The 13,005-nt window shown below is 65.3% G+C and carries 11 protein-coding genes; 2 read left to right on the top strand and 9 right to left on the bottom strand.

All coding sequences use genetic code 11. The annotated features are described in order from the left end of the window. Window positions 1-4: 4 nt before the first annotated feature. Window positions 5-769 carry a futalosine hydrolase gene (gene mqnB, locus FO488_RS01470; protein WP_149208904.1) on the top strand — a complete coding sequence of 255 codons (765 nt, stop codon included), beginning with the start codon at window positions 5-7 and terminating at the stop codon, window positions 767-769. A gap of 95 nt (window positions 770-864) precedes the next feature. Here the strand turns inward: mqnB and FO488_RS01465 are convergent, their stop codons facing one another. The 7 genes from FO488_RS01465 to FO488_RS01435 form a co-directional block, all read right to left on the bottom strand. Continuing rightward, window positions 865-1,707 (bottom strand): M48 family metalloprotease, encoded by an 843-nt coding sequence (locus tag FO488_RS01465; RefSeq protein ID WP_240732114.1) that lies wholly within the window; start codon window positions 1,705-1,707, stop codon window positions 865-867. A 29-nt stretch (window positions 1,708-1,736) separates the two neighbouring features. Next, window positions 1,737-2,201: an SH3 domain-containing protein gene (locus FO488_RS01460; protein WP_149208902.1), complete on the bottom strand. Its 465-nt coding sequence runs from the start codon at window positions 2,199-2,201 to the stop codon at window positions 1,737-1,739. Further along, on the bottom strand, window positions 2,198-4,297 hold the full coding sequence (locus FO488_RS01455) for a CHASE2 domain-containing protein (RefSeq protein WP_149208901.1): 2,100 nt from the start codon (window positions 4,295-4,297) through the stop codon (window positions 2,198-2,200). The genes FO488_RS01460 and FO488_RS01455 overlap by 4 nt, the downstream gene beginning before the upstream one ends. Continuing rightward, window positions 4,297-4,980, bottom strand: a complete 684-nt coding sequence (locus FO488_RS01450) for a YggS family pyridoxal phosphate-dependent enzyme (RefSeq protein WP_149208900.1) — start codon at window positions 4,978-4,980, stop codon at window positions 4,297-4,299. The genes FO488_RS01455 and FO488_RS01450 overlap by 1 nt, the downstream gene beginning before the upstream one ends. Before the next feature lie 202 nt (window positions 4,981-5,182). Further along, complete coding sequence (locus FO488_RS01445) at window positions 5,183-5,761, bottom strand: Maf family nucleotide pyrophosphatase (protein ID WP_149208899.1); 579 nt, start codon at window positions 5,759-5,761, stop codon at window positions 5,183-5,185. A gap of 5 nt (window positions 5,762-5,766) precedes the next feature. Next, complete coding sequence (locus FO488_RS01440; RefSeq protein ID WP_149208898.1) at window positions 5,767-6,051, bottom strand: hypothetical protein; 285 nt, start codon at window positions 6,049-6,051, stop codon at window positions 5,767-5,769. Continuing rightward, the gene (locus FO488_RS01435; protein WP_149208897.1) at window positions 6,038-7,441 is read right to left on the bottom strand and encodes an FAD-binding oxidoreductase; all 1,404 of its coding nucleotides are present in this window, start codon (window positions 7,439-7,441) and stop codon (window positions 6,038-6,040) included. Before FO488_RS01435 ends, FO488_RS01440 begins: the two co-directional genes overlap by 14 nt. A 161-nt stretch (window positions 7,442-7,602) precedes the next feature. Here FO488_RS01435 and FO488_RS01430 point away from each other — a divergent pair, with 161 nt between their 5' ends. Continuing rightward, window positions 7,603-9,024 carry a hypothetical protein gene (locus FO488_RS01430; RefSeq protein WP_149208896.1) on the top strand — a complete coding sequence of 474 codons (1,422 nt, stop codon included), beginning with the start codon at window positions 7,603-7,605 and terminating at the stop codon, window positions 9,022-9,024. Between the two features lie 111 nt (window positions 9,025-9,135). On the opposite strand, the gene FO488_RS01425 is transcribed toward FO488_RS01430, so the two are convergent. Both FO488_RS01425 and FO488_RS01420 read right to left on the bottom strand, forming a co-directional pair. After that, window positions 9,136-9,957 (bottom strand): LysM peptidoglycan-binding domain-containing protein, encoded by an 822-nt coding sequence (locus tag FO488_RS01425; RefSeq protein WP_168205826.1) that lies wholly within the window; start codon window positions 9,955-9,957, stop codon window positions 9,136-9,138. Between the two features lies 1 nt (window position 9,958). Continuing rightward, complete coding sequence (locus FO488_RS01420; protein WP_240732112.1) at window positions 9,959-12,874, bottom strand: tetratricopeptide repeat protein; 2,916 nt, start codon at window positions 12,872-12,874, stop codon at window positions 9,959-9,961. Between the last annotated feature and the right edge of the window lie 131 nt (window positions 12,875-13,005).

Genomic DNA, 13,005 nt, shown 5'->3' with positions numbered 1-13,005 from the left:
AGACATGAAACCGATTCTCATCATCGCGGCAGTGCCCCAGGAAATGGCCCTGCTGGAGCACGCCCTGACCAACACCGTCCGACAGACGGCAACCACGTTCGAGTATGCCGAGGGGACCATCGGCACGCTGCCCGTAACGCTCTGCGCAGGCGGGGCCGGCAAGGTCAACGCCGCCGCCGCCACGGCCACCCTGATCGAGCGGAGCCGGCCGCGCCTGGTGATCAATACCGGCTGCGCCGGCGCCTATCCGGGCAGCGGGCTTTCCGTCGGCAGCCTGGCCGTGGCCAGCAATGAAATCCTGGGGGATGAAGGGGTGCAGACAACGGACGGGTGGAAGGATCTGCGCTTCATGGGGCTGCCATCCCTCGTGCAGGGCAAACGGGCCTATCACAACGAGATTCCCCTGTCCAAGCACGCCGCCGAAAAGGCCATGCAGCTTGCCGACTACTACGGAGTGTTCCTGATGCGGGGGCGGTTCGTGACCGTTTCGACCTGCAGCGGGACGCGCCAGCGCGGCGAGGCCCTGGCGCGGCACTTCAACGCCATAGCCGAAAGCATGGAAGGGGCGGCCGTGGCCCAGGTGTGCCTGCGGGCAGGCGTGGACTGCCTGGAGATCCGCGGCATTAGCAACCTGGTGCTCGACCGCGACATGAGCGCCTGGGACATCCCGCGGGCTGCGGAAGCGGCGCAGCGTTTCGTGCTGAAATACCTGGAAGACCTGGACCGGCCGGAGTTGAGCGCTTTTGTGCCGGTGACGCCCGAGATGTAAGGCCCGGCCGGCGCGGCTGACAACACGACAAAGGCCCTGGAGAGATACTCCAGGGCCTTTGTCCGTTCTGCGGGATCATCACCATCCGCCGGGCATCAGGGAACCGTTTCCGCGAAACGTTTGCTGCGCCGGGGCACCCCGGCACGGTCCGCGGCCGGGACGCCCGCCTCGCGAACATTCGCGAGGCGTTCATCAGTGCCGGGATGGGTGGCCAGAATGCCCCCCTTGGACCCTCTCCCCGCCTCCTGAAGCCGCTCCAGATACCCCACCAGCCCCTGGGGGTCGTAACCGGCTGCGGCAAGATACCCGAGGGCCGCCCGGTCGGCGTTTTTCTCCTGCTCCCGGCCGTAGCCGTTTACCACGAGGGTCTTGACCACATCATCGATGGAGCCCTGGAACAGGGAAACCAACTGCGCGGTCTCCTTGGAACTGAACTCCCGGGCCGCCTGGCTGCCGATGATGAGCAGCGCCTGGCTCCAGCGGGAGGACTGGATGGCCGCAACGCCGTCGCGATGGATGACATGGCCCAATTCGTGGGCCAGTACGGCGGCCAGTTCATCCTCGTTCTTCACCGAGGCGACCATCCCCCGGGTGATCAGGACGGTGCCGCCGGGGCAGGCGAAGGCGTTGATCTCCGGGGTGTCCAGAACGGCGAAATGGTAGCCGCCGAAGGTGGCGGGCTGTTCGGTGTGGAGCGCCAGCGTCTGCCCCACCAGGTTCAGGTACTCGGTAAGCCGCTTGTTGCGGTAGAGGGGATAGGTGGCGGTGAGCCGGGCCGCCACGGCCCGGCCGATGTAGTACTCCTCCTCATCGGACACGGGACGCGCAGCCTTGCCGATGGTCTGCACCGACGAGGCGATCATGCCGATCTGCTGGGGGGTGAGGTCCTCCAGCCGGCAACCGGCCAGGGAGAAGCCGGCCAGCAGCAGAAAGGCCATACGGCGGGCAATTGATGGCAACGGGAGCGTCATGGCTGGATCAGACCTCCCTGCTGGATGAACGTCTCCAGGCTCTTCTCGCCCACGACGAGACGCTCGATCTCGTCCACCGCGCCGTAGTTCAGGTTCTTGTTGGCGTTGCGGTACCCCGCCTCCACCTGGGGATTGAACCCCTTGCCGGCCAGGGAGACCTCGTCGGCCGACACGCCGCCCGCGGCGCCCCCCCGCCCGGATACCGAGTAGGAGCGGGATTCAACGGCGCTCTTGTGGACCCAGCCGCTCACCCCCTTGGCGCTCACCTGGTACCAGTCCCCTTTGCGGCCGATGACGGTCAGACGGTCGCCGTAGCGCACCTTGGCCTTGACCGGGGCAAAGAAACGGCTCTCGGAGCGGATGGCGTTGTCCCGGGTGACGACGCTCACCGTCCCGGCGGCGGCAGCAGCCACGGCCGACAGCAGCCAGACGAACAGTATGCAACGGGTGATTGTTTTCATTTCTCCTTCATATGTATCACATTCCAGTCATCAGTCAACGGGGGAGTTTCCCGGCAGCGCCGGCACCAGTCCCGGTAAAAGAGGGCCGGGCCGTCCTGGGGCCGCTGGCTGAGGGCTTCGTCGAAGAGCGCCTCGGCAGCCTGCCACTCCCGGCGGTGAAAGGCATCGCCCCCCCGGCCGTACAGGGCGGCCCACGCCGCCAGTTCCGGCGGTGCGCCGGCACGCTCCGCCAGCAGTTCATGGATGCGCACCGGCAACTCTTTCCCCTTGACGGCGATCAGCCCCAACTCCCGGACCAGGAAGCCGTCGCCGGCCTCCTGCAGCGTCGCATCGCTGACCATGATGCGCGTGGCAAAGAACTTGTTGGCCGATTCCAGCCGGGAAGCCAGGTTGACCGTGTCCCCCACCACGGTATAGTCGAAGAGCCGGTCGCTCCCCAGGTTGCCCACGATGGCGTCCCCCGTATGGAGTCCGATGCGCAGGGAGATCGTCCCCAGGCCGCGGGCCTTGAAATCGGCGTTGACCCGTTCCAATGCGGCCAGGGCGGCCAGGGCCGCGCGGCAGGCGTTGCTTCCCGCATCCGGCCGGGCCAGTGGGGCTCCCCAGAAGGCCATCACGCAGTCGCCGATGTACTTGTCGATCACCCCCTGGTGGCCGATGACCTCTTCGCTCACCGCGTTCAGCACGTCATGGAGCATGAGGGCCGTTTCCTCCGGTGGAAACTGTTCGGCGATGGTGGTAAAGCCGGCGATGTCGGCAAAGAAGACCGTCACCCGCCGGCGCTGCCCCCCCGGCTTGATCAGGTCGGGGTGCTTCAGCAGGTGGGCCACGACGGTCTCGTCCATGTACTGGGAGAAGGCGCGCCGCACGAAGCGGCGTTCCCGCCCCTCGGTGGCATAACTGTAGGTGGAGGCGGCGGCAAAGGCGACCGCCAGGGCGGCCAAGGGGGGGATGAGCGGCAGATACCACCCCAGACTGAAGGAAAGCGCCGGCACCCCCAGGGAGGCCAGCAGCAGGCCGGCCAAGAGCGCCAGGTTCGCGGCGATGGAGGTGTGGGTCAGAATAAAGGCGCAGGCGGTCACGGCGATGGCGGCCATGAAAACGATGGCGAGGGCGTCCGGCACCCGTTTGAGAAACGTGCCGTGCAGCAGGGCGTCCAGAGTGGCGGCGTGGACCTGCACGCCGGAGGTCACCGCCGATACGGCCGTGGGCTTCAAGTCATAGAGGCCGGCGGCGGTCAGCCCGAGAAAGACCTTTTTCCCCTTGAACCAGGGAGCCGGATAGGGGGTTCGGCCATCGTCGCGAATCAGCTCCCGGATCGATACGACCTGGTACGGCTGCGCGCCGCGGGGGAAACGGGGCAGCAGGGCGCCGCCGGCCAGGGGGAGCGGCTCGGTGCCGCGCGCCAGGCGGCCGTCGCGTACGGCAATGACCCGGCGTTCCAGGAGATGTCCCAGCACGAGGTGCGGCAGGGTGCGGCCGGCGGCCTGGAACAGGAGCGGCAGGCGGCGGTAGACGCCGTCCCGGTCCGGCTTGATCATGACGTTGCCGCCGCCGTGGGCGCCACGGGCCAGGGGCGCGATGGGAGTGATGGCCGACGGCAGGGCCGGGGCGGGGGCGGGCACCCCCCTGACGGCCATGCGGTCGAGGAACTGCTGCCCCGCGGCGTCGTTTTCCCGCTGGTTGGCGGTGGCGAAGACCGGCAGAACGACGTTGCCGGCCCTGGCCACGGCGGCGGCCAGAATCCGGTCGTCCTCTTCGCCGTAGGAGGAGGGCTCGGTGAACAGGATATCCACGAAGACCGCGTCGGCCTGGGCAAGCCGTTCAAAGACCGGGGCATAGACCTGGCGCGGCCAGGGCCAGGTAACCCCCTCGGCGGCCAGGGCGTCCAGGCTCGGCTGATCCACCTGGACGATGACGATATCCGAGCTCCCCCGGTCCCGGTTGAGCAGGCGCGACAGCAGGTCGTAGGATTTCAGTTCAAAGGAGGAAAAAAACGGGGTAAGGGTAACAGCGCCGAGGAGGAGCGACGCCAACGACAAAAGGATGATCCGCAGGGCTTTCGTCGAGACGGTTCGGGGCGCCGGGGCGGACATCAGCGTTCACCGAAGATGGCGGTGCCGACCCGCACCAGGGTCGCCCCCTCCCGGATGGCGGCCTCGAAGTCGCCGGACATGCCCATGGAAAGCTCCGCCATCTCCACCTCCGGTATGGCTGCGGCGGCGATCAGCTCCGACAGCCGTTTCAGTTCGGCGAAATAGGGGCGGGCCCCCTCGGGGTCGTCGAAAAAAGGGGGCATGGTCATCAAGCCGCGTACCCTGACGTTGGGGAGTTGGGCAATGGCGCGCACCAGGCTGAGCGCCCCGGCCTCGGTCGTGCCGGACTTCGTGGCCTCGCCGGCGATGTTCACCTGCACCAGGATGTCGCACGAGCGGCCCAGCCTCCCCCACTGGCGGCTGATCTCCTCGGCCAGGGAGAGGCGGTCCACCGAGTGGATGAGCGTCACCAGCCCGGCCAGGTATTTGACCTTGTTGCTCTGGAGGTGGCCGATGAAGTGCCATTCCAACGGCTCGGTTATTTCGGCCGCCTTGGCCGTCAGCTCCTGGACGTAGTTCTCGCCGAAGACGACCTGTCCCGCCCGGTAGGCCGCCACCAGATCCTCCGGGGGGCGGACCTTGGAGACCGCCACCAGGCGCACCGTGCGTGGATCACGACCGGCCCTGGCGGCCGCCGCGGCGATCCGCGACCGGATCTGTTCGAGGCGTTGTGCAATCGACATGGCTCTTCCCGTTTCGGACGGCGTGTCACCGCCGGAATCAAAAAATATCAACAACGTGTTCGCAACTGATTTTGTTCAGGTATCGCGCCCGGCTTTGGGGGAGATTTTCCTGGCCCGATTGAGTTAAACCGCAGGCGTAGCCCGGCTACGTCGAGGATTTTACGATTGAGGGACGGGGAAAGGTGCTCCAAGACGGACGCGATCAGGGAAGCGCCTCCACCGTCTGCAACACCTCGTACAGCTCCGCCATGGGCAGTCCGACCACATTGGTGTACGAACCGGAGATGGAGCGGACGAAATGGACGGCGCCCCCCTGGATGGCGTAGGCCCCGGCCTTGTCCCTGGGGCAGCCGCTGGCGATGTAGTTCCGGATCTCGTGTTCGCCCACGGTGCGGAAGGTGACCTCCGTATGCACGCTCCGGCTGAGATGGATGCCGCTCACCGCGTCGAAGACCGTAAAGCCGGTGATGACCTCGTGGTTCCTGCCGGACAGGGCGGTCAGCATGCGGAAGGCATCATCGTCATCGGCGGGCTTCCCCATGATGGTGTCGTCCAGGACCACCACGGTGTCGGCACCGATGAAGAAGCGGCCGGCCGTTGTCCGCGCCACGGCGTCGGCCTTCTCCCGCGACAGGCGGATGACATGCTCGGACGGCTTCTCGCCGGGCAGGGCATCTTCGCAGATATCCGCCGCAACCACCGTGAATTCGATGCCTGCCAGGGCCATCAGTTCGGTGCGGCGCGGCGAGGCTGAGGCCAAAACGATAGTTCCATGGTTCATACGGGTCACTTCTCCGGGGGCGTGTCCGGAGGGGGAGTTTTCCGTCCGTCGTGGGCCTTCCGCTCCGCTTCCAGATCCTGCCAGTGTTTTTGCCAGTCTTTCCTGCGCACCTTCATCAGGATGAAAACCCCGGGGATGATGATGATCCCCCAGAGGATGCTGGTCTCCGCGCCGTTGACGATGCCGTAGACGAGCGATGCCACCCCCATGAGGAGCAGCATGGTCTCCAGGGACAGTATCCGCCCGACGAGCGAGATCTCCTGACGGCTCTTACCGCTATCCTGCGGCATGGCTTTCCCCCTCCCCGGGGAACATCTTGCCCGGATTCAGGATATTGTTCGGATCCAGGGCGTGCTTGACGGCCTTCATGGTCCCGATCTGGTCCGGGGTCAGTTCCAGCTCGATATAGGGTGCCTTGGAAAGCCCCACGCCATGCTCTCCCGACATGGTCCCCCCCAGGTCCAGGGCGGCCTGGAAGATCTCCTTCACCGCCCCCTCGGCCCGCTCGGACATGCCGGGGATCTGCTTGTCGATCATCACGTTGACGTGGATGTTGCCGTCGCCGGCATGGCCGAAATTGACGATGGGCACGTCGAACTTCCGCTGGATGGCCTCGATCCGTCTGATCACATCCGGCACCTTGCTGCGGGGCACCACGATGTCCTCGTTGGTTTTGTCCGGATTGATGTCCCGCAGGGACGGCGACACCAGCCGGCGCACCTTCCAGAGCTGCTCCGACTCGGCGGCGTTGGCGGCGGCGCGGAACTGGACCAGCCCCAGCGGCTCGATGATCGCATGGATCTGCCCGGCCTGCTTCTCGATCAGGTCACGGTCGCCGTCCACCTCGATCAGGAGCACGGCGCGCCCCTCGGCGGGAATGCCCAGGTTGAAGCGGCGCTCGACGCACTGGAGGGTGGAGTAGTCCATGAACTCCAGCGTGGTGGGGATGATCTTGCCGCCGATGATGGCCGAAACCGCCTTGGCCGCCCCGTCGATGGAGTCGAAGATGGTCAGCATCGTCTTCTTGGCGTCGGGATAGGGGAGCAGCTTGAAGATGATGCGGGTGATGATCCCCAGGGTCCCTTCGCTGCCGCACAGGAGCTTGGTCAGATCGTAGCCCACCACCCCCTTGTAGGTCTCGCCGCCGGTACGGATGATGGCGCCGCTCGGCAGGACCACCTCCAGCCCCATGACGAAATCTTTGGTGCAGCCGTATTTCACGGCCCGGGGACCGCCGGCGTTCTCGGCCACGTTCCCCCCCAGGGTGGAGAACTTGAGGGAGGCCGGGTCGGGCGGATAGAACAGGCCCAGCTTTTCCACCTCCTGCTGGAACAGCTCCGTGACCACCCCCGGCTCCACCTCGGCAATCAGGTTCTCCGTATCGATGCGCAGGATGCGGTTCATGCGGGTAGTGACCAGCACGATGCCGCCCGCCTTGGGAAGCGCGCCGCCCGAAAAACCGCTGCCGGCGCCGCGGGGGAATACGGGGAAGCCTTCGCGGTTGGCCAGCTTGAGCACCGCGGACACCTCCTGGGCGTTCGCGGGGTGGACAACGGCGGCAGGGAGAAACTCCATCTGGGTGGCATCATAGGAGTAGCAGAGCATATCCTGTTTTTCGGTCAGGACGTTGTCAGTCCCGACGATGGCGGCGAGTTCGCCGAGAATCCGTGAATCGAGCATCGGCATACCTTTCCAGTTAGTTTCCGTCCGGGGTCTACGATACATGATTATCCCGGTCCGGCGCAAGGCACATTTGCGGCGCAGCGACCAACAATCATGTTGATTACGCATAGTTCATGCCGTAGAATGGATTCTATTTACCGTTATTGGAGGAAAACCACGTGACCGACCTGCTGCTGATAACCGATGTACCGCGCCTCAGAAAGATTTTCAACCGGCTCGCGGACGACAAGGGCATCACGCTGCGTACGGCATCCAGCCTCGAAAAAGGGGTGGAGGAGCTGATCGCCAGGAAACCGGCCATGGTTTTTGTCCAGACCCATCTCTCCGGGCTTTCCGCCGACATCCTGCTGATGCATCTCAAAAAACAGCTCGGCAGGAAGCGCAGCCGCTTCGTGCTGCTCAGCACCCCCACCCAGGTCAGCGCCGAAACCATCAAGCTCTACCAGGGGCATATCGATACCTCGCTGGACGAAAAGGCGCTGTTGGACGCTATCCGGAGCACGGTCGCCACCCCCGCCTCCCGGAAAGGACAGAGCGGGGTGGAGGCGGCCCTGGCGGTGGAGGACATCGTTTCGACCTCGGCCGCGGTGCAACCGGCGCCCGCTCCGGAGCCGGCCGCTGCCGAACCGGAACAGGAACCGGCCGCCGCACCGGCCAGCCGCGACATCCTGGCCCTCGCCGCCCCCCTGGCCGTCCCGCCCGAACCGTCCCTGGAGGAGCGGGGCATCACCTATGCCCCCCGCTCACGGGTCAAGGTCTACTCGGAGTTTACCAGCTCCTTCGACAGTGCCGTGGAGAGCATGCAGGAACCGGAACCGCCTGTTGAAGCGGCGCGGCAGCATTTCTCCGGGTGGAATGTGGAGCAGCCGGAAACCATCGAACCGGAGAGGAAGCTCTCCCGGGCCTCCTCCTTCCTGCTCTGGCTGGCGCCGGTCCTGATCGTCGCCGTGGTCGTCACGGTGATCCAGAACCGCAAACCGGAGGAGCAGAAACCGGTCGCAATCACCGCCGAGCCGCCGGCGCAGCAGGTGAAGCCGGCCGCCCAACCGGCCGCCCCGGCGCAGCCTCCGGTCACGGCGGCCCGGAAGCTGGCCGCTGCTCCCGCCCCCCCGGTTGCCGCCGTTCCTCCCGCGGCGGGCGGCGAGGCCACGCCCCAATTGAGCGACAAGGCCGTCCTGTCCGACATCGCCGGGAACCGGCCCACTCCGGCCCAAGTGGGTGCGCGCCCCAGCAGATTGCCGGATTTCATCCCCCGCTACGGCGCGGACAAGAGCTACGGCGCCGCCAATCCGGGATGGGAGCGCTACAAGGGGCAGGTTACCGAGTTCAAGGTGTTCCGGGAAAAGGAATCCATCAAGGCCATCCAGGTGATCGACCGCGGCGGCCAGGGGGTGCCCGAATCGTTCATGAAGGGCGTGCTCCGCCAGGTGGTGAAAAAACCGGCCTTTGTCCTCGAAGCGACCGAGAAAAAGGATGGCTACGAGATCCAGCGCGGCCGCATAGCCGACAACCTCAAGGTGGTCTATTACCGGGACGAGCAGGGGGGCCGCCTGCGCGCCTTTGTCATGACGTGGCAGTAAGGGGGCGTGCGTTAGTCCACCGGGAAGGGATGGGATAGGGTGTGCAAAAAGAACCGCCGCCGGCAGGGAAGCCGGCGGCGGTTTGTGTTTGTTCCAAAGGCGGCGCTGGTGCTAGTTGGAGAGCTTCAGATAACACTCCGCCTTGTAGAGACTGGCGTCGGCAGCCAAGGGGGAGTTGGGGTTCGTCGTCAGGAAGCGGTCGAACAGTTCCAGAGCCGCGCGGCAGTCGTCCTGGCGGTAGGCCTTGACCGCCTGGGAAAAGAGTTTCTGGCTGGCATCCTCGCCCGTGGCCGCCGGAACAGATGGGGCGTTCGTGGTCACCCGCTCCCCGCCAACCGGCTGCCCGGCCTTCTGCCGCACCGCCTCCCCGGCACGCTTGCGCGTCTCGGGCACGGCCTTTTTCCGCGCCTCCGCCTTCTTCTCCGCTCCGTTGTCCAGCCGTTTCAAGTCGCTGGGGGACAGCTCCATGGACTGGTCGCCCGCGGGGGCCTTGCCGGTGGCCCTGCGCTTGGCCGGCACCGCGGCGGACGGGGGCAAAACCGCGCGGGAAGCCTTTTTCCCGGCATGCCGGACGCTCTTTTTCCCGGCCGTGGGGGCCGGTTTTGCCTCGGAAGTTTCCGCCGCCTGTCCCGCGCTCACCGGGACCCTGAGGGTCGAGCCGGCGTAGATGAGGTTCGGGTTTTTCACATCATTGAAGAGCAGTATCTGGGGATAGTAGGAACCGTGGCCGCTGAACCTGCGGGAGATGCCGGAGAGCGTGTCCCCCTTCTCCACCGGCACCTCGCGGACCAGGATACCGTCCTTTGCCTGCCCCTGTTCCTCCGGGCCGGCCGGCTTGGGCGTGTAGAGGTACTGCTGCTCACCCCAGGCCGGAATGACGGCAAGTGAAAGAATCAGCGCTGCTACAGCAGTTCCCCATGGGCGTCGCGCCATATCAGTACCTGTTCCCCAGTTGATCTTCATAGGTCATGATGTTCTTGACCTGGATATTCGTACCGACCCCGATGCCGTGCTTGACCCTGAACGAGACCTTGATGGCCTTCTTCTCTCCGGCGCCCAGTTCCTTGAACTTCCAGAGGATATTCCCGTTGGCGACGGAACTGTTGGCGGGGTCGGCGCCGACCAGTTCAAGCTGTTCGGGCCAGGCGCTCTGAAGTTCCACGATCCGGGCCAGGTTGGAGCCGCCATTGGTGATGACCAAGTCGAAGGACGCCACCTCGCCCGGCTTGAGCCGGCCGTCCCGGGCGGCGATAGCCAGCTTCAGCACCGGACGCGAGTAGAACAGGTGGGCGGAGGCCACGGCCGGCCGGGCCGCATCCCCTTCGGGCGTGAAGGTGAGTTGCACGTTGTCTTCCGTCCCGTCGCCGATGCTCCGCGGGGTTTTGATCTCCACAATGATGGCGGCCTCTTCCTTGGGCGCCAGCGGGCCGATCTCGGTGATGGCCGGCTCATTCGCCTGGCGGATGCCGTCGCGGTTGATGTCGTGGTAGATGACCATGTCCGGGGCCGACTTCAGGTTCGAGGCTATGCGGTATTTCTCGCCCACGTTGCCGGTATTGGCCACCACGAACGGAATCGTCGTGGTCTGGCCCGGGATGACCACCAGCCGCTCGGAAGCGGTGCGCACCTTGACGCCATGCTGCGGATCGACGGAGGCCAGATTGGAAACGAAAACCGCCGTGGTCTGGAGCGGGTTGTTCACCAATTCCGCACGGGTGATCAACTCCTGGCCGGCCAGGGAATCGTCCTTCAGGCGGAAAGCGACGCTGAACTCCCGACTTTCCCCGGACTTGATCTGCAGCCCGTCGGTGATCATCACGGACTTCATCCCCTGCTTGAAGCCGGTGGCGGAATAATCGAGCGGCTCAAGCTGCGGGGGATAATTCAGGTTGAGGGTGACATCCTTGGCGGCCATGGTGCCGATGTTGAGGACGACGATCCGGTAGGCGACCTGCCCGCCTGGCAGGAGGTGCGTTTTATCCGCTTTCAGCACGGCCCGCAGAAGCGGGGCCGAGGCGGTCATGGCGATCTCGCGCGACTGGCTCGCCTCGGCCATGAGGGTGGAGGCGGCCTTGACGGGATGCGTGATCTTCAGGCCATCGATGCTGGCGGCGGGGATCTCGAAGCTCACCGCCCCCCGGAACACCTCGCCCGGAGCCAGCTTCGGCGTTTCCCTGATATTCTTTTCAGGTGCTCCGGCGGCCGCGAACTCGGCCTTGAATTCGGCCGGGAAAGCCGATTCCAGCGCAAAGGAATCGCTACCGTTGCCCCGGTTGATGACCTCGAACGGGATGCTGGTCCGGTGCGCGACCTCGTAGGCCTTGGGCTGAGCCAGCAGGTTGAACTCGAAGCCGACGTACTGTCCCACTTCGAACTTCAGGACCTGGGCGTTTTCCTGGCGCTCAACCGCAGCGGCCTGGGGGGGCAGGGCGACCGCAACCCCCAATCCCTTCAGCTTGGCGGCTGCCGTGACGGCCGCGCTGCTGCCGGGGTAGGTTTCGATGATGGATTTGTACTGGGCAATGGCCTTTTCACGCAGGAGCGCCTTTTCGGCACGCGCCCGCTCCTCGGCCTGGCGATTTTGTGCCTGGCGCTGCTCTTCCGCCCTGGCGGCGGCCTGCTGTCCGGTTCGGGCGGCCTCGGCGGCAGCCCGTTCTTCCCCCGCCTTCTTCGCCGCCAGCAGTTCGCGTTCGGCCTGTACCGCAGCCTGACGCTGCCGGGCGGCCTGTTCGGCGCTCGTGCGCTCTTCCTCCGCCTTCTGGACCGCCTGGCGCTTCTGTTCTGCCTTTTCCCGGGCAAGGCGCATTATTTCAGCCTGTTCGGCGGCCTGTTTTTCCTGAACGGCCCGGGCCTGAACACTCTTTTCCTGCGCCAGCTTTTCCTCTTCGGCCTTTTCGATCGCCATGCGTTCCTGGTCGGCCTTCTGCTTGGCAAGGCGTTCCATTCCGGCCTGCTGCTTGGCGAGCTGTTCCCTGGCAGTCTGCTCCTTGGCCAAACGTTCCTGCTCGGCCCTCTCGGCGGTCAGGCGCTCCTGTTCGGCCTTCAGCCTGGCGAGGCGTTCCTTTTCAGCCTGCTGTTTGGCAAGCTCGGCCTTGGCAGCCTGTTCCTTGGCCAGCCGTTCCTGCTCCACCTTCTCGGCAGCCTGGCGTTCCTGATCGGCCTGCTGCTTGGCGAGACGTTCCTTTTCCGCTTGCTGCCGGGCGAGTTGCTCCCTGGCCGCCTGTTCCTTGGCCAAACGCTCCTGTTCGGCCTTTTCGGCGACCATGCGCTCCTGCTCGGCCTTCAGCTTGGCAAGGCGTTCCTGTTCGGCCTGCTGCTTGGCAAGGTCGGCCTTGGCCGCTTGTTCTTTCGCCAGTTGCTCCTGCTCCGTCTTCTCGGCGGCCTGGCGCTCCTCATCGGCCTTCAGCCTGGCAAGGCGTTCCTTCTCGGCCTGCTGCCTGGCAAGCTCGGCCTTGGCCGCTTGCTCTTTCCCCTGCTGTTCCCGCTCCGTCTTCTCGGCGGCCTGGCGCTCCTTTTCAGCCGGGGCGGCTTCCGGTTTCACCTTCGGCGCCTGCACCTGTTTCACGGGCGCCTCGCCGGCCGGTATCGTTTCCCCTTTGTCATAGCGCGCCGTCAAGGCGAGGAGTTCGTCCTCCACGGTCGCCCTCAGGGGATTATCGGGGTACTCTTTGGCGAACCGGGACATGTAGCGGGCGGCATCCTGAAGATTGCCGTTCTTGTAGTAGGAGCGGGAGAGCCAGAAGATGGCCATGTCGCGCAGGGGGGAGTCGGGGTACTTCTGCAGCACCTCGTTCATCCTTTTGATGGCGGCGGGATAGTTTTTCTGCTGGTAGGCGTTGAAGCCAGACATGAAAATCTGGGAGTCTTCCGTTTCCTGACAGAACCCGGGAGGGACAATGAGCGTTGAAATTATTGCCACTACGAGGAAAAGCCGACACAGAATATTGCGGCAAAATTTCATTAAAATCACGGCACGTAACC

Source organism: Geobacter sp. FeAm09, assembly GCF_008330225.1.
Classification (GTDB): domain Bacteria; phylum Desulfobacterota; class Desulfuromonadia; order Geobacterales; family Pseudopelobacteraceae; genus Oryzomonas.
Note: the sequence above shows the minus strand (reverse complement) of the source record. Positions and strands in the feature narration are given on the sequence as shown.

Excerpts from the sequence above, each read along its gene's own strand:
- FO488_RS01420 (WP_240732112.1), bottom strand. The coding sequence starts at position 12,874 with ATGTCTGGCTTCAACGCCTACCAGCAGAAAAACTATCCCGCCGCCATC.
- FO488_RS01425 (WP_168205826.1), bottom strand. The coding sequence starts at position 9,957 with ATGGCGCGACGCCCATGGGGAACTGCTGTAGCAGCGCTGATTCTTTCA.
- FO488_RS01440 (WP_149208898.1), bottom strand. The coding sequence starts at position 6,051 with ATGCCGCAGGATAGCGGTAAGAGCCGTCAGGAGATCTCGCTCGTCGGG.
- FO488_RS01445 (WP_149208899.1), bottom strand. The coding sequence starts at position 5,761 with ATGAACCATGGAACTATCGTTTTGGCCTCAGCCTCGCCGCGCCGCACC.
- FO488_RS01435 (WP_149208897.1), bottom strand. The coding sequence starts at position 7,441 with ATGCTCGATTCACGGATTCTCGGCGAACTCGCCGCCATCGTCGGGACT.
- FO488_RS01460 (WP_149208902.1), bottom strand. The coding sequence starts at position 2,201 with ATGAAAACAATCACCCGTTGCATACTGTTCGTCTGGCTGCTGTCGGCC.
- FO488_RS01455 (WP_149208901.1), bottom strand. The coding sequence starts at position 4,297 with ATGTCCGCCCCGGCGCCCCGAACCGTCTCGACGAAAGCCCTGCGGATC.
- FO488_RS01465 (WP_240732114.1), bottom strand. The coding sequence starts at position 1,707 with ATGGCCTTTCTGCTGCTGGCCGGCTTCTCCCTGGCCGGTTGCCGGCTG.
- FO488_RS01450 (WP_149208900.1), bottom strand. The coding sequence starts at position 4,980 with ATGTCGATTGCACAACGCCTCGAACAGATCCGGTCGCGGATCGCCGCG.
- mqnB (WP_149208904.1), top strand. The coding sequence starts at position 5 with ATGAAACCGATTCTCATCATCGCGGCAGTGCCCCAGGAAATGGCCCTG.